The organism is Taibaiella soli, assembly GCF_003236175.1.
GTDB lineage: Bacteria > Bacteroidota > Bacteroidia > Chitinophagales > Chitinophagaceae > QKTW01.
The window spans coordinates 235,943-254,759 of the sequence record NZ_QKTW01000009.1; the positions used below are offsets into that span (position 1 = coordinate 235,943).

Genomic DNA, 18,817 nt, shown 5'->3' on the forward strand with positions numbered 1-18,817 from the left:
CCGCTTGCAACAATTGTTGCGGCGGCTATGCCTTAAAATGATCAAGAAATGAACAAGATAGCACATCACATAACTGTGTGCGCTTACTTGCTGGTGCTTCTTTGTGTCTCCTGTAAGCAAACAAAACAAGATAACCACATCGTTATCGACAGCAATACCCGCATCGTTTCGTTAAGCGGTACTACAACTGAAGTGCTTTGTGCGCTTGGGTTGCAGGATAAAATTGTAGGCGTGGATGTGACCAGTACGTATCCTGATGCAGTAAAGCAACTGCCGAAAGTAGGCCATAATCGCAATATGTCGGCCGAGGCGATCATTGCATTGAAACCAACCATTGTAATCGGTATTCAGGAAAATATTAAACCACAATTAGCGGAGCAAATACAATCTGCCCACGTTACATTACTCTCTTTCCCCCTTCAGTACTCAGTTGCGGGTGCAAAAGAATTGATCGCGCATCTTGCCGACACGCTTGGGTATGCAGATAAAGGCGTTGTGCTGACGAAAGAAATCGACAGTGATGAAAACGCTAAGATCGCTCAGGAAAAACAACCGAATGTGTTGTTCATATATGCGCGTGGTGCTGGTACTTTAATGGCTGCAGGTAATAACACTTCAGCCAGCAGCATGATTGATCTGGCTGGCGGCAAGAATGCCGCTAATGGCTTTGATGATTTCAAGCCAATCACGGCAGAATCTTTAGTAGCTGCAAATCCGGATGTGATTCTCATGTTTGACAGCGGTCTGCAAAGCCTCGGCGGGGTTGATGGTCTGTTGCAAATACCAGGTGTTGCGCAAACAAACGCTGGAAAAAATAAAAGAGTAATTGAAATGGATGGTCAGTTTCTTACAGGGTTCGGACCTAGAACGGGTAAGGCGATAGCTGCTTTGTCAAAAATGCTGCATGAAATATCTGTCCATTAAAATATTGTATGTGGTGCTCACTGTACTGCTGGTGATTGCGGTGCTGTTAAGTGTAGGCATTGGTGGCGTAAAGATCGCTCCGATGCAAACCATTGCTATCATTGGAAAGACGATGGGCATACACAGTAATAGTTCTTTTAGCGACACGCAGGAAGCGGTTCTGTTGTCTATTAGATTGCCAAGGGTAATACTGGGGATGCTCACAGGAGCGTCCCTGGCTATTGCAGGAGCTTCGATGCAGGGGCTTTTCAGGAATCCACTGGCTGATCCCGGTTTGATTGGTATCTCTTCTGGTGCTTCAATGACGGCCGTGATTGCACTCGTAGCAGGGGCCGGAACATTTGCCGGTGCTGCAGGTTTTTATCTGCTCTCCGGTATTACATTTTTGGGTGCACTGATTACAGCTGTCATCGTATATCGCTTGTCGCTGTTGAATGGCAGAGTGATCATCAGTACAATGTTGCTTGCGGGCATTGCGATTAATGCGTTGACATCTGCCGTAACGGGTGTATTTACTTATTCAGCGAACGACGCACAATTGCGCAGCATTACTTTCTGGATGCTCGGTAGCCTTGGCGGCGCCTCCTGGACTAATGTAACAGGTTTGCTGCCGTTCACGATTATTCCGGTTTTGTTGTTGCCACGCATGGGTAAAGCGCTCAATGCTTTTTCACTAGGTGAAGAAACGGCGGTTCATCTGGGTGTGCGAACCGAAAGAACAAAACAGTTGATCATCCTTTTGGCTACGCTTTGTGTGGGTGCTACTGTTGCGGTAACCGGTGTTATTTCTTTCGTTGGGTTGGTTATTCCTCATATTATTAGAATGATCGCGGGACCAGATCATCGTTATACGCTGGGCTTGTCTGCCTTGGCGGGCGCGACTTTGCTGACATTGGCAGATCTGATTTCCCGTACGCTTTTGGCGCCGGCAGAAGTGCCGATTGGTATCATCACTTCGCTGACAGGTGCCCCGTTTTTTATGTACATCCTGATTAAAGAAAAGAAACAGGAAAAACTTGTGTAAGATGGTACAGGCAGAAAACATATCCTACTATATCGGCGCTATGCCTATTGTGGACAAAGTTTCGTTTGAGGCTTTGCAAGGCGAAATCCTGGTTGTGCTTGGTGCTAACGGTGCTGGTAAATCCACACTGCTGAAAATTATTACCGGGCAATTGCAACCGGCTGTTGGGAAAATTTCTATTCAGGGTAAATTATTGCAGCAGTGGCGAAATGATGAACGCGCGCAGTTTTCGGCTGTTTTGCAACAGCACAATAATCTTTCGCTTCCATTTACAGTTTCGGAAGTTGTAATGATGGGGCGTTATCCTCATTTCAAAAAACAACCGACTGTCTTAGATAAAACAATTGTACGGAGTGCGTTGAAAAAAGCAGGTATCGATAAGTTTAGCGACAGAAATTATCTGAGTCTTTCCGGTGGCGAGAAACAAAGAGTACATCTTGCCCGTGTATTTGCTCAGATATGGTTTGCTGCGAATTTTGAGACACGTTATCTTTTTATGGATGAGCCGAGTAATAATCTCGACATCCGCCATCAGCATACTTCTTTACAGATGGCCCGCGAATTTGCTGCAGAAGGGAACTGTGTAATCGCCATTCTTCATGATCTCAATCTGGCATTACAATATGCCGACAAAATATTAATGCTCAAACAAGGGGAAGTCATAGGGTCTGGCAAACCAGACGATATTCTTTGCGAGAAAACGATCAGCAAAATGTATGACATGCCTTTGCAGATCTGCCATCATCCGGATTATTCACATCCAATTGTGATGCCGGCTATTCAGTCAAAAAATCAATTCATCAATAAATAATTGCTAGAAAAATGGAAAATGCAATCCTTGAATTAAAACAACAGTATGAAAAAGCAAAAGCGGAAAACCCACGTCTGCGTATCCGTGATATTGCTCAGATAATGCATCAAAGCGAAGCGGCTCTGGTAGCTATGCGCACGGGTGATGGCGTTGTGCGTCTGGAAGGTGATTTTAAAGAGCTGTTGAAAGAAGTGCACACGCTGGGCGTTGTGATGGCTTTGACTAGAAACAATAACGCGGTGCACGAACGTAAAGGTGTGTACAATAATGTTTCTTTTGAAGGACCAATGGGAATCGTGCTCGATCCGGATATCGACCTGCGTCTGTTTATGATGCACTGGCAGTTCGCGTTTTCTGTGAAAGAAGGTGATCGTACAAGCCTGCAGTTTTTTGATAAGAGCGGCGAAGCAGTTCATAAAATTTATCTCACTGAGGAAAGTAATGTCGGAGCATATGAGGCATTAGTCGCGAAATATACTGCGCAGGAGCAAACGCCAATCATCAGCACTGTTGCATATCCTGCTGTAGAAGCGGAATTGCCGGATAGTGAAATCGATGTTGCCGCATTTCAGGAAGGCTGGAAAAACTTGAAAGACACACACGAGTTTTTCGGTCTTACGCGCCAGTTCAAACTAAGCCGTACACAATCATTGCGTCTCGCTCCGGAAGGTTTTGTAAAGGAAGTGTCTGTCGATACTACTCGAAAAATACTCGAAGCTGCATCCGTAACACAAGTGCCTATCATGGTGTTCGTAGGCAGCAGAGGTTGTATTCAGATTCATACCGGTACGGTAACAAAGCTGCTGGCTACGGGTCCGTGGTTCAATGTACTTGATCCGGAGTTTAGCATGCATCTGCGCGAAGAAGCGATTGTAAGTTCATATATCGTGAAGAAACCGAGTACCGACGGCATTGTTACTGCGCTTGAAATTTTCTGTAAAGACGGACAAATGATTGCCCAGTTTTTTGGTAAGCGCAAACCTGGCAAACCTGAACTGGAAGAATGGCGTGCCATTGTAAAAGACGTCACAGGATTTTAATTGAGTGTTATGTGCGTTTACAAAAAACTCCATCACAATGAAAACGGCTATGTAGTGCGCTGTAAGGTATGTCAGCATTTTCATGTGGCATTCGGCAGCACTGTTTTAGCACATACAGAAGACCAGTTCTATGACTTTATACGCACGGTAGATGAGTATTACGAAATAAACCGTTTTTATTCCTGCCGTGCGCAAAAAGTAGTGCAGATACCCACTATAGCACGGTCAATAACACTTGTTTACAGTCTCGAAGAACTCAGAAAACTATCAGAACTACTGCATCAGGCAGCTGATAAACTTGATAAAGAAAAACTCTTTGCCTTCAACAATAACTGAAGCATGAAAAACAAACTATTCTTTTACGGCGGAGCCGCTTTGTATTTTTTATCCGTTTCCGGAATTGCTTTGCCGGCAACTGCCAAAGACAAGAAGGATAAAAATAGTGTGTCTGTTTTTGCAAAAGATAAAGAGGACGAAGTGGGCGGTGATAATACTAATCTGAGCAAGAAGGATTTTAGTATCAAGGAGGTTGTGGTGACCGGACAGTATGCGCCGGGCAATACAGAGAAAGCAGTGCAGAAAATAAAACTTATTGATTCGAAAAAGATTCAGGCGATGAGCGCCCAGAATCTGAAAGACGTGCTTTCCAACGAACTGAATGTGCGTTTATCACAAGATAATATTTTAGGCAGTAGCCTGAATATACAAGGTGTTGGTGGTGAAAGCGTGAAGATATTGATAGACGGCGTTCCTGTAATTGGTCGTCAGGATGGCAATATCGATCTTTCACAAATCAGTCTCAGCAATATCGATCGCATTGAAATTGTAGAAGGGCCGATGGCTGTCAATTATGGTACAGACGCGCTGGCTGGTACGATCAATCTCATTACGAAGAAGACACAAAAAGAAAAATGGAGTGCAGGACTTTCTACTTACTATGAAAGTATCGGTACTTATAATGTCAACGGGCGTCTGGGTTTTCATAAAGGTAACCATCATATTTTACTCTCTGGTGGCCGTAATTTTTTTGATGGCTGGAGAGATGGCGAAAAGCCTTTTTCGGTTTCATTTGCAGCCAGGGCGGCCGATAGTAACCGTGTATTTCAATGGAAGCCTAAGGAGCAGTATTTTGCAAATCTGCAATACATCTATCAGATAGGTAAAACAACATTTACCTATAAAGGAGATTATTTCAACGAACTTATTACCAACCGTGGTACTCCTTATGCTTACGGAGAGAAAGCATCAGATGATGACTACAGAACGATCCGTTTCGATAACGCTGTGTTTATGTCGACGAAACTTTCGGACGATAAAAATCTGAATGTGCAGGTGGCGTACAATGACTACAAACGTATCAGCAATACTTATCTCAATGATTTGACAACACTGCACCAGACACTTACAGACAATGCTGGTGATCAGGATACGTCATTGTTTCATCAATGGAGCAGCCGGGGTACTTATAGTACCAGCAAAGCAAATGCGAAAATTAACTATGAAGTAGGCTATGATGTTAACCTTGAAGATGCATCCGGTCTGCGCATTAAAAATACAAAACAGACCATCGGCGATTATGCTGCATTTACAAGTGCGGAATATCGTCCGGTAGAAAACCTGACGATTCGTCCCGGTGTACGCTATGCTTATAATACCGCCTACAAAGCACCGTTGATCCCATCGGTAAATGTGCGCTATAAGCTGGATGCTGTGACCTTCCGCGCATCATTTGCGCAAGGTTTTCGTTCACCTTCGCTGAAAGAACTTTATTTTGATTTTCATGACAGCAATCACGATATCGATGGGAATCCGAATTTAAAACCGGAATATTCTAATAGCTATAATCTTTCTGCCGGATATACTAAACGCGTTGGTAGTTACAATTATAAAATTGATGCATCCGGATTTTATAACGATATGCATGATCGTATTGAATTGGCACAAACCGGCGCAGGTGTTCAATATAGTTATGTAAACATCGGACGTTATAAAACATTGGGTGTACAGGCAAACGTGGAGTTGTCTCATAAAGGACTGAAAGTATTGGTAGGCGGATCTTATACAGGTCGTTATAATAGTCTGTCGCAGACAAGCGGTGTGTCGATGTTTAGCTATTCGCCGGAAATGCGCTGTAATATTTCTTACGAATTTGCAACGTCAGGTATCACGGTTAATTTCTTCTATAAATACAATGGAAGCCTTCCTGGCTTTGCTTTAGACGAAAAAGGAAAGGTAACTACCACGAATATCGCAGCATATAACATGGGAGATATTTCTGTCGCCAAAGCATTTTTTGATAAGCGCGTTAATATCACCATCGGTAGCAAAAATATTTTTGATGTAAAAACGCTTTCTGTTACAGGATCCGTAGCAGATGCAAGTTCACCACATTCGGCTGGTACCAGTATGCCCATCGGAACTGGCCGTTATTATTTCTTAAGATTAGATTTCAACCTCAACAAACAATAGAGATGAAAGCGTTCGGAAGTGTAGGAATTGTAGTAGTAAACATCTGCTGTTTGGTTTTTATAAGCAGTTGTCTTCCAAAAGAATTGCCGGTGCCAGCACATGACCCCGGTAATGTGCTAACAGCTTCTGTGAGTATGGATGCCGATTATAAATGGCAGGTCTTTTACAGCCTCCGTTCAAACGCGGAAATATCCCGGAATTTAAAAACCGCATGGGATTTAGGTTTTGAGGCGACAACCGATGGCTATCATGTAGTATTGAATACGTCAAAGTCTATGTTTTCCATGAATACTGGAAAGCAGGATTTTGATCAGGTAAGTATTTCTGATACTGCGGGATTCAGTGCGCATAAGCATTGGGACAGTCCTTCGGGAAATCTTGATAGCACCGCGATTGGTGACTGGCGTGGCAGACAGGATGTGTTTGTGATCACACGAGGATTTAATGAGAAAGGTCAGGCGCTTGGTTTTGTCAAAGTTCAACTGCTTGCGGCAGATGCTTCGGGCTATACAATTCGTTGTGGTGCTTTAGACGGGTCGTCAGATAAAACAATTACAATTACTAAAGATGCCAATTACAATCTGGCGTTCCTTTCTTTTGAAAATGGCATAACACAGGTTTCTGTTGAACCCCCTAAAACGGCCTGGGATATAGAGTTTACTCAGTATACGCACATCTACACAGATCTGGATAATATGCCTTATACCGTTACAGGTTGTCTGTTGAATCGTTATACGACCACAGCTGCCGCAGACTCAACTATTGCATTTGATGCTATCAATTATGACAAGGCGATGACTTATACTTATACGTCTGCTGTCAATACAGTCGGCTTTGAGTGGAAAACATTTAATGGTACATCTTATACCGTTGATATGAATCATTGTTATGTCGTTCACACACAAAATGACTTGTATTATAAACTGCATTTTATTGATTTTTATGATGCTGCCGGTGTGAAAGGTGCGCCGAAGTGGGAGTTTCAACAATTGTAATCTCATTGTTATTTGTGATTTTTATCACAAATGTTTGGGATGTTGTAAGCCGTTGTGAAAACAGAATGGGGCTCTGGCGTGTTCAAACATCAGATGATATTTATTCAACTTTTTTTCAGAATTATCCAACATATTTTTGTGAGACACCGTCTTTAGAAGTAGAAAGCCTCACATATGCAACCGACTAAACCTGAAGGTAGCAACCTCCACCAAAGGTGCACCTTCAACAGAAGTGCTAAAACTGCTGTAGCAGTATTGACTCTTTTTCTGCAATGTTCCCTTGTGGCTCATGCGCAAACAGCTCCCGTGGTACCAACAGCAATTTTGGCCTGCGGAACTGATAATTTCTCGCTGAGTGCGACGAATCCGGCAGCCGGGTCTACTATTAAATGGTATGACGATTTTTACAAAACGAATCTGTTGTATTCTGGCAATACCTTCAGTGGTGTGGCCACACAGTCTGTGCAGTACTACGCGGCAACGTTTGATAACACCACCAATCAGGAAACAAAATATCCTGCCATGGCGTATGTTTTTCATCCGTATAAAGCAACGCTGCATGCTACTGTTGACATAGATCCCGTTACTAACTGTCATGGTAGTATTACTATGCAGTCGGATACTTCTCGCGACAGTATTATACTTATCCCGACAGATGATGCTTATGTAATTGCCAGCGCCGCAGGAACAAACTATGGTTCCGCCGCATACGCCGCAATCATCTCTTCTTTTTACCACAGTTCATCCAATACGCGTGCTTATTACAAGTTTGATCTTAGCGCTATTCCGCATGATGTGACCATCGAAGATGCACGGCTTAGTATGACGTGCACGGGCGGTTATGCTAACGGTAATGACGGTAATATCTATGCCAATTTTGTAGCCAATGACAACTGGTCTGAGTCTTCAATTACATGGACGAATCGCCCGCCGGAAACTGTGACGAACCGATACATGTATTGGATCTGGAGAAATAACGGAAGCACGTTTTATCTGAACATGGCAGGTACTACAGAGTATTCGCCAACAATCTTTACAGACAATAAGCTGCCTTATTCAAACAACGCAAATCATCCGTATTATTCACCAGATCAGGGTGGGTTAGTGCCGTTCGTACAATCGGAATATGCGGGTGATAAAGTGATGTCATTTGCGTTGAATTCTCCGGGATATGAAACACGCTGGCGCACTAAAGAATATGCCACGAATCTCGCACAGATTCCACATCTGGTAATTTACTACCGTTACAACGACGTTGTGAATTATGCATGGTCAGGCCCTAATGGATTTACATCTACACAGCAAAATCTGACCAACGTGTTGCCGGGTACTTATCACCTTACTGCCAGCAATCCGTTTGGCTGTACGCTTGATACCAATATTGTCATTCCGAATACAGTTGTTGCCACAGGTTTTGAGGATACAATCTGTCATGGTGAAAGTGTAACCTTCGCCGGACATACTTATACTGAAACTGGTGATTATCCAAATACATTCACGAATCAGTTTGGTTGCGATTCAGTCGTAACGCTGCATTTATTTGTAAAATACACGCCCCCCGGTCCTTCTGTAAGCCCGTATATTGTATGTCAGTATGATTCTGTAAAAGACTGGAACATTCAGGGCGAGGATATAAAATGGTATGACGTCCCTACAGGTGGCTTGCCGTTGTCTCCCGCACCAAGAATGGAAACCGGATGGCCAGGTTCATATGTTTATTACGTAACGGATCAGCGCGATGGTTGTGAAAGTGCACGTTCGCAAGTTGTGGTAAATGTAAACCAGATGCCGAATGCGCCAACCGTGACTACGAACAAAATTTGCATTAATGATCTGCAAGATTTCAGAGTACTGGCCGATAGTGTAACATGGTATACAGCCGCACTCGGTGGTGTTGGCAGTCCAAAAATGCCGCTGCCTTCCAATACGGTTCTTACAAGTCCGATGACAATCTACGTTTCACAGACATTCCAGAAATGTGAGAGTGATCGTACGCCGGTTGAGATTGTGCCGTGTTGTATTGTAAACGTACCTGATGGTTTTACACCAAACGGAGACAATAAAAATGACAAGTTTCAGGTTATTAGTAACGGTGGTGTGAAAGTGTTGTCAATGATGATTTATGACCGCTGGGGGCAACAGGTGTATCAGTCAAACTCAAACACCGCAGCCTGGGATGGCACCTATGGTGGAACACCTGCAGGAATGGGAACCTATTTTTATGAAATAGTCTATAGCTGTGGCAGTAGCTTAAACTCCTCAGCAAAAGGAAGTCTTACCCTGGTAAGATAAAAATTGTATTTCTGAGGTTTTAGAGGGAATAAAACCCGCAGAAGTTAACTTATACAATTTGGATGATGAAAATCATGGAGCTGCTTTTCTAAGCGGCTCTTTTTTTGTGCGTATTGTGGAGATGTCTATCAATTCTTGCCAGATTTTATCTGGCGCTGTAAGCATTTTTTTTGCCACCAGTATCGGTAACTCCGGTTAAACTTCGTTGCGTCGCAGTACGTTCATCTTCACCACTACTATTGATCATTTCCATAACAATGTCGTTTCCTTGAAAAAAGTACTCGCGGAAGGAGTAACAAACCATATGGGTCGTTGCGCAGAGAAACGACGTCGCAATCTGATTTCGCGGTGTGTTTATTCAAAGTGAGCGCTACGCTAACTCTGGCGTTAATAATAAAAAAATCCCCCGACGTATTTGTCGGAGGATTTTTATTATCGAAAATTATTAGAACTCGCTAAGAGATCCCTTTATTGGTTAGAATCCTGAGGCGGTTTGCTGATCACACCGATTTTACGGAGTGTTTTGCGGTTCGCTCTTTTGTGCATCAGATTATACACACGGGAGTAGATAACCGGAAGAATCAGCAATGTCAGCAACGTAGACGTTACCAGACCACCGATTACAACAATAGCGAGTGGCTTCTGCGTTTCAGAACCGATACCTGTACTTACAGCCGCCGGAAGCAAACCAATTGCTGCCATCAACGCAGTCATTACTACAGGACGGACACGTGATATCACACCATGCTCAATCGCTTCGTCAAGCGGCATCTTAGCCTCCAGATTTTTTCGGAACACACTGATCAGGATTACACCATTCTGAATACACACACCAAACAAGGCGATGAAACCGATACCGGCAGAAATACTGAAGTTCATATGCGTTACGTGCAGCGCCAGGATACCACCGATGAGCGCGAACGGTACGTTCATGATCGTAAGGATAGCATCTTTAGCATTACCGTAAGTAATAAACAGAATGAGGAAGATCGCTACCAGACACAGTGGGACAACTTGCGCCAGGGTATTGCCGGCACGCTGTGCATTTTCAAATTCACCATTCCAGGTCATGCTATAACCTTGTGGCAGTTTCACGTGTTCAGCCACTTTTTTCTGTGCTTCCTGAACGGTACTTCCAAGGTCACGGCCACGAATCGAGAATTTTACCGGAATATAACGGGCATTGTTGTCACGGTAAACAAACGAAGGACCAATCAGCGTTTTAATTGTGCTGATCTCACTGATCGGAATAGAAGAACCATCTTGAGTCGGTACTTTCAGCTGTTGGATTTTCTCCTGTGTATTACGGAATTCTTTATCGTAACGAACGCGGATATCAAACTTGCGTTCTCCTTCATACAGCTGAGTTGCAGCTTTACCACCAATCGCCATTTCAATCACAGCATTCGCATCGGCAATACTTACACCATACAATGCCATTTTCTGCTGATCAAGCTCAATGCGGAATTCCGGCTGGCCAAGGTTACGGAGTACACCAAGATCTTCTACACCTCCTACCGTTTTCAATTGATCCATTACCTGATTCGCCAGGCTATCCAGCGTTTTAAAATCACGGCCAAATATTTTTACCGCCAGTGATGCTGGTACACCCGCTACCGCTTCCTCTACGTTGTCGCGAATTGGTTGCGAATAGTTAAAGAGAATACCTGGAATTTTGCTCAATTGAACGTTCAGATCATCTACCAGTGATTCTGTTGTAACGCCTTTAGGCCATTCTTTTTTCGGTTTCAGATCTACCGCAATTTCCACGTTAAAGAAACCTTTAGGATCGGTTCCATCCACCGTACGGCCAACCTGTGCCAGCGTATGGTTTACTTCAGGGAATTTGCTGATCATTGTCATCATCTTGCGCGCAATCTCATTCGACTGGTCAAGCGATGAGTTCATCGGCAGCTGCGCTTTTACCCACAATGCACCTTCATCGAGTTCTGGTAAGAATTCAGAACCGAGAAATTTAGCTGAGCCAAAAGAAATTACCATGAATGCAATGGCAACGATCAGACTGATTTTTTGGTTTTTATATACCCACCGGAAGGCGCCACCTACATTTTTCTCAAAGAATTGCACAACCGGGTTGTGTTTCTCTTTTACGTTTTTGCGGAGCAATACACTCGATAGTGCAGGTACAAAGGTCAGCGTATAGATCAATGCGCCCAGCAATGCAAAGCCCAGTGTAAAGGCGAGCGGCGAGAACATTTTACCTTCTACCTTTTTAAATGCGAAGATTGGAACCAGACAGGTAAGGATAATCAGTTTAGAGAAGAAGATCGCTTTACCCATTTCTGTACCTACTTGTTTAAACAAGCCGAGTTTCGCCAGCTTATTAAACCGTTCCATACCTACTTCTTTGGCTTTATGGTCAAGGGCTACGAATATCCCTTCCACCATTACCACCGCACCGTCAATGATGATACCAAAGTCAACCGCACCCATCGAAAGCAAGTTGGCAGTCATGCCGCGCATGCGCATCAGCATAAAGGCAAAAAGCAATGCCAGTGGTACAATGAGACCAACAATCAAAGTTGTGCGCCAGTCGGCCATGAAGATCAATACCACGATTGTTACCAGCACGATACCTTCAAACAAGTTGTGCAATACCGTTTCTGTCGCGTAATCCATCAGGGTAGTACGGTCATAGAAAGGCACAATTTTCACATCTTTCGGAAGGATATTTTCGTTGAGATCTTTTACTTTTTCATGCAGGCGTTCCAATACCTGTTCGGCATTTTCACCTTTCCGCATTACTACAATACCTTCTACGGCATCTTCCTCCGCATCACGTTTTACATCGCCCAAACGTGGTTTTTCTGTTTCTTTTACCGAAGCAATATTTTTTACGAGAATCGGAACACCGTTGATTTTTGTAACGATGATATTGTTGATCTCATCAATATTGTTCAGCAAACCGATACCACGAACGATAAAGGCCTGTCCGTTTGTTTCCAGCACATCACCACCTACGTTGATATTGCTTTTCGCCACAGCGTTATAAACATCGAGCGAAGTCAGTCCGTAGTTCGTGATCTCGTTTGGATTCACCCGGATTTCGTAAATTTTTTCGCCACCGGAGAATGTGTTTACGTCTGCAACGCCCGGCACCGATTTAAACTGGCGATCCAGCACCCATTCTTGAATGGTATTGAGATCACGGATGTTTTTCGTTTTACTTTCAAGGGTATAACGATAGATTTCACCTGTCGGACCGTAAGGTGGCTGTACATCCGGTTGTGTGCCTTCCGGTAATTCAGCACTGTTGATCCGGCTGAAAACCTGTTGACGTGCAAATGCATCATCTACATCATCATCAAAAATGAGACGTACATAAGACAGACCGAAAGAAGAAGTAGAGCGCAGATTGATCTTCTTTTGTACACTGTTCAGCGCTGTTTCCAGCGGAATTGTCACGAATTTCTCTACTTCTTCGGCACTACGGCCCGGCCATTGTGTGATAATAATAATCTGTGTATTGGTTACGTCGGGAAACGTCTCAATCGGCGTGTTCCGGTAACTTACATAGCCAATCACTGCCAGCACGGCCGTCATAAAAAAGACGAGATACCGGTGTCGGAGTGAAAAGTGAATGATTTGTTTTATAAGCTTATTCATGAGGTTCTGTTACTCTTATTTGAGTATTTGCTGGGTACGCAAAGTGCTATTGCGCCATCAGTTGATTAAAAATCAGGTTCTGGAATTTTGTAATAACGATCTGGCCCGGTTCTACACCGCTTGTTACATAAGAGGTGCTGCCAACTGTTTTAATCAGGTTCACTTCAGCAACGCTTACATCTTCCTTGCTTTTGTAAATGACAACGTAATTCTTCGCATCCTGTGGTACCAGTGCAGACGACGGAACGCAAATTGCTTTTGAACCTTCCTGATTGCTTACAACTACTTTTGCAAACATTTCCGGTTTCAGCAGCATATCCTTATTCGCCAGTGTTACACGTACGCGCAGCGCTTTGCTCTGCGGGTCCAGTACTTCGCTTACTTTGTCTATCGTGCCATCAAATACTTTATCCGGGTAAGAAAGCGCTACCACTTTTACCTGATAACCTTCCTTCACTTTTGAGATATCCTGCGCATAAACGTTTGCATACACCCAAACATTTTTCAGATCAGAAATGGTAAACATATTGTCTGCCATATCAGAACGGATGAATGATCCGGCGGCGATTTTCTTTTCAACGATGTATCCGTCGATCGGAGAAATTACCTGATATTGACCACCAGCAGAAGATTTCGAGCCACCGTTGATATTCAGGATAGACTCTACTTTATTCTTAGCAGCCAAAGCTTTTTCATAGTTCTGCTTCGCTTCCGTGTATTCACGTTGGCTGGCGATTCCATTTTTATAAAGCGATTCCTGACTTTCCATCTGGCGTTTTGCAATCGCAAGATCCGCATTCGCGCCAGCGAGATCGCTGTAGTTACCCGCGATGTCAGAGCTGCGGATCACTGCCAGCACCTGACCCTTGGTCACGTGATCTCCGAGTGATACACGGCTTTCAAGAATCTGGCCGCTGCTGCGTGGAAATATTTTTACTACATTATTTTCATTAAAGCTTACCTCGCCGCTCAGAGAGATTTCGTCCTGGATATTGCAGTAACGCACAGAATCCAGTGCAATCATATGCTGCATAGAATCACTCAGCACAAACTTGGTATTCTCTTCTTTTTTCTCCTCTTTTTTGCCGCAGGCAGCCAGCAATGTAGCGGCCAGCAAGGATGATAATACTATTGGGTGTTTCATCTTAGTCTTGATGTAGAATTATTTTAAAAAGATTATTGTATTACGTCGGTGCCCACCTGGCGGTTTAGTTCTTCCTTCGCCAGCTGAACATTCAATTCCTGCTGTATCTGCTTTTGGCGGATGTCTTTGTATGCTTCGAAGTAATCGGTAAATTCAATCAGGCTGATCTGGCGTTGCTTGTAGCTTTCAACAATATTGGTGTACAGTTTGCCGTAATCATCGTAAAAAGCCTGCTGCGAATTGGTGCTCAGCTGCAGCGTGTACTGCAGTTTTTTCCACGCGTTCATTACGTCGTTCTGCAATTGCTGATCTACCATCTGCATATTGGTTTCTTCCTGTTTTATCTGGTAACGTGCCGATTTGATATTGCCCTGATTGCGGTTGAATACCGGCAACGGAAGCGAAATACCCAAACCCACATAATGCGGCGTGTAGTTACTGTTCTGATCGTAGTTCGGTCCTAATGTCACATCCGGAACAGCAAGTGCTTTTTGTAACGCCAGGTTTTGTTGCTGGAACTGAACCTGTAGTTTCTGCAGTTGATAAGCTGCGTTATTTTGGCGCGCCGTGCTTACCAGATCTTCCAGGTTTTGCGATGGCATCGATGGAATTGAAATGTTTTCCATCACCGGTTTTACATAAGTATCGCCTGTGATCTGAAGCATCGTTTTCAGTTCGGCCTGTACGTCGCTGAGTTGTTTTTCATTATCGGTGGCATCTTGTTGTAGACCGATCTGCAACGCCTGTATGCGCAGATAATCTTTGCGGGCAATGTTTCCGGCACTCAGCTGAGAACTCATTGCTTTCAGTAAAGTGTTGGTTTGTTCCTGCTCTTGCTGATATAATGCACGATTGTTTTCCAGTTGGTAAACGGTATAAAAATCGCTGCGCAATTGCATTTTCAGATTACGCATCAGATCGTTGAATTGCCATTGCGTAATCGTTGCATTCGTAGCTGCGAGTTTGATTTGCTTACCGCGTTTGCCTGCCGTTTGTATTAATTGCTGTACCTGGATATAGTATTGCCCCTTCGGCGTACCATCCGGATTCTTGCCATGTTCAAACCAGGCGTTATTAGAATAAATGTTCTGATCCGTATTCAGCACTGGGTTGTCCCAGAGCTTAGCCTGCTGTATCAGTGCGCTGTCTGCCTGTACATTATAATGCGCTGCCAGCAATTGAAGGTTCTTTTCAAAAAACACTTTTTCGGTTTCCTTCAGTGTCAGGCGCAGCGTGTCGGGTTGGGCATTACCAGCCTGCGCTTTTGTAATGCCGGGTTGTGCCAAGCACATGCAGCAAGCGATGCATGTAATTTGCACAAGCTTTGAATAAAGCATGTTTACTATTGTTTTATTATAACTAATGAGAACTTCTGCGATTATGCATCGCAAAATAAGATATTAAAAATTAACAGAACTTGGGAGGCGGTGGATTGATCTCCCGGAAGAAGGTATATCTGTAATTTTTAGGCACTGATGGTGTGTGCACGATACTTTCGTAAAACGAATGGAAATTGATGTCTGGCGCCTTTGTTACGACGCTTTGCACTGAAATATGTTTGCCAACCTGATATCTTTTGCTGCGGTGTTCTGGCAGGATTTGGGTTTTCTTTTGCTGGTGAATGATGCTTTGATCCATCATAAACGCACCATGGTGGTTCTGCGAAGAGATCACTGTGATGCCTTGCTCAATCGCAAATTCGTCCTCGTCTACATCGTCCGCATGGGCCGTCAGGATAAACACCTGAAGCACCAGCAGCATGCAAAAAAAACGACCTATATGTTTTAGCATTTTGGGCAACGCAAAAAATTCGCGGTGCAATAATAACTAATGTTATACGATTTCGGCAACAACAAGCTGTTAAAGTTGGATATAATACATTGACCTTTACAATCTGTTTACAGGAAATTAATTATGGTTTTAATGATATCTGAATAGAATGGACGATTGTGGTATTGTGCCGTCGTGAGAAAATCTAATGCCCGCCGTGAAAGAGAAAGAATTAATTTTCCGGGGTAAATAATCGAACATGTTAGTAAAAGATGTGATGAGTGCAATCGAGGCATTCGCACCGTTGGCTTATCAGGAGAGTTATGATAATTGTGGTTTGCAAGTTGGCGATCCCTCCGCAGAGGTAACCGGCATGTTGCTCACGCTTGATGTAACTGAAGAGGTTTTAGCCGAAGCAATGGAGAAAAACTGCAATTTGATTGTGGCGCATCATCCGCTTATCTTTTCTGGCTTGAAAAAAATTACAGGCCGCAACTATGTGGAACGAATTGTGAGAACGGCTATTAAAAACGACATCCATATTTACGCAGCACATACCAATCTCGATAATGTGCGCCAGGGAGTAAATGCCAAAATTGCTGAAAAACTCGGGTTGCAAAACACCTCGATTCTGGCGCCAAAGGGTACTACCTTATATAAATTGTATACTTATGTGCCGGAAGCGGACCTCGGATCAGTGCGTGATGCGCTGTTTGCTGCGGGTGCCGGAAGCATAGGCAATTACAGCGAATGCAGTTTTAATACGGAAGGAATTGGCACTTTCCGTGGCAATGAACATTCAAATCCAACAATCGGTGAAGCCGGCGGCGATCGTGAATATCAGGCGGAGGTAAAACTGGAAGTAATTGTTCCGGTAAATCTGAAACATGTCATCGTCAATGCGTTACGAGCCAGCCATCCTTACGAAGAAGTTGCTTATGAACTGATTGCGCTCGAAAATTACAACCAGGAAATCGGCGCCGGAATGGTCGGCTTTTTGCCGGAAGCAATGGAAGAACCAGCGTTTTTATCCTTCTTGCAGAAGCAAATGAAGGTGGATTGTATCCGTCATACCGGGTTTAAAGGTAAACCGGTACATAAAGTGGCACTTTGCGGCGGGTCCGGAAGTTTTTTGCTGAAAGACGCTATTGGTTCGCAGGCAGATGTTTTCATAACCGGAGATTTTAAATATCACCAGTTTTTTGATGCAGAAGGCAAAATTGTTATTGCTGACATCGGTCACTATGAAAGCGAGCAGTTTACCGTAGAAATCTTTAAGGAATTACTTACAAAAAAATTCCCTAATTTCGCCGTTGTTTTAGCAAACATATATACCAATCCTGTAAAATATTTTTTCTGATATGGCTACTGTAAAAGACTTTTCAGTTGAGGAAAAGCTGATTGCCGTCCTGACTTTGCAAAAGATCGATTCAAAAATTGATGAGATCAAAACATTGAAAGGCGAGCTACCAATGGAGGTGAAAGACCTCGAAGATGAAATTGAAGGCTTACAAACCCGTATCCAGAACATCGATGCGGAAATTGGCAGCATCAATAGCTTCGTAGAGGCAAAGTCAGAGGGTAAGAAAGAAGCCCAGGCTTTGATTAAAAAATATGAGAAGCAACAGGACAACGTAAAAAACAGCCGTGAGTTTGAAGCGATCAATAAAGAGATCGAAATGCAGGAGCTGGAAGTACGCCTGAACGAAAAACACATTAAAGACGCTGGTTTTGAACTGAAAGATCGTCAGAACCAACGTATGAGAACTGAAGATAAGATCGCAATCGTAGAGGATGCATTGCGCGTGAAAAAAGGTGAACTGGAAAAGATCATCGTTGAAACAGAAAAAGAAGAAAAACAACTTTCTGACAAATCTGATGCAGCGAAAGAAGCAGTAGACAGCCGTTTGCTGAGCGCTTATGATCGTATCCGTCACAGCTACCGCAACGGTCTGGCTGTAGTTCCTATTCTTCGCGATTCATGCGGTGGTTGCTTCAACGTTATTCCACCACAGCGTCAGTCTGAGATCCGTCAGCGCAAAAAAATCATCGTTTGCGAACACTGCGGCCGTATCCTGGTTGACGTAGATCTGAACGAACAAGTGAAACTCGATATCTAATCAAGTCTTTCTAAAGAAGTAAAGGGCCGTCATTGACGGCCCTTTACTTCTTTTAGGCTTAAAGCTCAATGCAAAAAGCTGAAAGCTACGGTACGTAACATAGCCCTGAGCTTTAGGCGTTCAGCTTTTTGAATTAACTTCACTTCGTCAAATAATTTGCCATGAACGTAAATGAGGTGCCGCAAGATCCTTTGCACTACAAAGAGCGCGACCAGCTCAAAAAAAAGATGTATGCCGTAGATAACAACGGTAAGTACACTGGTGTTAGTTCTGTGGGCTGGGAGGCAGAAAATGCTGCTACAAAACAGGCCTGGGATGAAGTGGAGCAGTCGCTCGCAGAAACCGAAGCAAAGGTGAAAGCCGGTGAAATGAGTCCGTTGGCATACTTCATGGAGAAAAACCTGATGGATTTGCCACTTTTGGCGAAATATGCGGGCAAATGGCAATGGCAGGTAAAAAAGCATCTGAAACCAGAAGGGTTTGCGAAGCTTAGCCCTGATATGCTGCAACGTTATGCGCAGATATTTAACATCTCCGTTGACACATTGACCAGTTTTGGTAAATAGCTTTGCGCCGCAGTGTAAAAATTTGATGATTAAAA

At 43.7% G+C, this 18,817-nt stretch carries 15 protein-coding genes; 11 read left to right on the forward strand and 4 right to left on the reverse strand.

What is annotated here, in order from left to right:
• Positions 1–48 precede the first annotated feature (48 nt).
• The 8 genes from DN068_RS06290 (at position 49) to DN068_RS06330 (ending at position 9,555) form a co-directional block, all read left to right on the forward strand.
• Positions 49–924 (forward strand): heme/hemin ABC transporter substrate-binding protein, encoded by an 876-nt coding sequence (locus DN068_RS06290; protein WP_110998042.1) that lies wholly within the window; start codon positions 49–51, stop codon positions 922–924.
• Entirely contained in the window at positions 905–1,948 is a 1,044-nt protein-coding gene (locus DN068_RS06295) for a FecCD family ABC transporter permease (RefSeq protein ID WP_110998043.1), read from the forward strand. The genes DN068_RS06290 and DN068_RS06295 overlap by 20 nt, the downstream gene beginning before the upstream one ends.
• Before the next feature lies 1 nt (position 1,949).
• A complete protein-coding gene (locus DN068_RS06300; RefSeq protein WP_110998044.1) occupies positions 1,950–2,759 on the forward strand; it encodes a heme ABC transporter ATP-binding protein in 810 nt (269 codons plus the stop codon).
• 11 nt (positions 2,760–2,770) lie between these two features.
• A complete protein-coding gene (locus DN068_RS06305; protein ID WP_110998045.1) occupies positions 2,771–3,799 on the forward strand; it encodes a hemin-degrading factor in 1,029 nt (342 codons plus the stop codon).
• Positions 3,800–3,808: 9 nt separating this feature from the next.
• Positions 3,809–4,135 (forward strand): DUF6686 family protein, encoded by a 327-nt coding sequence (locus DN068_RS06310; RefSeq protein WP_110998046.1) that lies wholly within the window; start codon positions 3,809–3,811, stop codon positions 4,133–4,135.
• A gap of 3 nt (positions 4,136–4,138) precedes the next feature.
• Positions 4,139–6,268, forward strand: coding sequence for a TonB-dependent receptor plug domain-containing protein (locus DN068_RS06315; RefSeq protein ID WP_110998047.1), 2,130 nt, complete (start codon positions 4,139–4,141; stop codon positions 6,266–6,268).
• 2 nt (positions 6,269–6,270) lie between these two features.
• Positions 6,271–7,263 carry an HmuY family protein gene (locus DN068_RS06320; RefSeq protein ID WP_110998048.1) on the forward strand — a complete coding sequence of 331 codons (993 nt, stop codon included), beginning with the start codon at positions 6,271–6,273 and terminating at the stop codon, positions 7,261–7,263.
• 174 nt (positions 7,264–7,437) lie between these two features.
• The gene (locus DN068_RS06330; RefSeq protein WP_110998050.1) at positions 7,438–9,555 is read left to right on the forward strand and encodes an Ig-like domain-containing protein; all 2,118 of its coding nucleotides are present in this window, start codon (positions 7,438–7,440) and stop codon (positions 9,553–9,555) included.
• Between the two features lie 468 nt (positions 9,556–10,023).
• Here the strand turns inward: DN068_RS06330 and DN068_RS06335 are convergent, their stop codons facing one another.
• The 4 genes from DN068_RS06335 to DN068_RS06350 all read right to left on the reverse strand — a co-directional run bounded on the left by DN068_RS06335 (position 10,024) and on the right by DN068_RS06350 (position 16,117).
• On the reverse strand, positions 10,024–13,182 hold the full coding sequence (locus DN068_RS06335) for an efflux RND transporter permease subunit (RefSeq protein ID WP_110998051.1): 3,159 nt from the start codon (positions 13,180–13,182) through the stop codon (positions 10,024–10,026).
• Positions 13,183–13,228: 46 nt separating this feature from the next.
• Positions 13,229–14,326, reverse strand: coding sequence for an efflux RND transporter periplasmic adaptor subunit (locus DN068_RS06340; protein WP_110998052.1), 1,098 nt, complete (start codon positions 14,324–14,326; stop codon positions 13,229–13,231).
• Between the two features lie 32 nt (positions 14,327–14,358).
• A complete protein-coding gene (locus tag DN068_RS06345) occupies positions 14,359–15,618 on the reverse strand; it encodes a TolC family protein (RefSeq protein WP_165836300.1) in 1,260 nt (419 codons plus the stop codon).
• Between the two features lie 115 nt (positions 15,619–15,733).
• Positions 15,734–16,117 carry a hypothetical protein gene (locus DN068_RS06350; RefSeq protein ID WP_123985250.1) on the reverse strand — a complete coding sequence of 128 codons (384 nt, stop codon included), beginning with the start codon at positions 16,115–16,117 and terminating at the stop codon, positions 15,734–15,736.
• A 238-nt stretch (positions 16,118–16,355) separates the two neighbouring features.
• On the opposite strand from DN068_RS06350, the gene DN068_RS06355 reads away from it, so the two are divergent.
• The 3 genes from DN068_RS06355 (at position 16,356) to DN068_RS06365 (ending at position 18,782) form a co-directional block, all read left to right on the forward strand.
• Positions 16,356–17,456 carry a Nif3-like dinuclear metal center hexameric protein gene (locus tag DN068_RS06355; protein ID WP_110998055.1) on the forward strand — a complete coding sequence of 367 codons (1,101 nt, stop codon included), beginning with the start codon at positions 16,356–16,358 and terminating at the stop codon, positions 17,454–17,456.
• A 1-nt stretch (position 17,457) separates the two neighbouring features.
• Entirely contained in the window at positions 17,458–18,216 is a 759-nt protein-coding gene (locus DN068_RS06360; RefSeq protein WP_110998056.1) for a zinc ribbon domain-containing protein, read from the forward strand.
• A gap of 161 nt (positions 18,217–18,377) precedes the next feature.
• Positions 18,378–18,782 carry a hypothetical protein gene (locus DN068_RS06365; RefSeq protein ID WP_110998057.1) on the forward strand — a complete coding sequence of 135 codons (405 nt, stop codon included), beginning with the start codon at positions 18,378–18,380 and terminating at the stop codon, positions 18,780–18,782.
• Positions 18,783–18,817 lie beyond the last annotated feature (35 nt).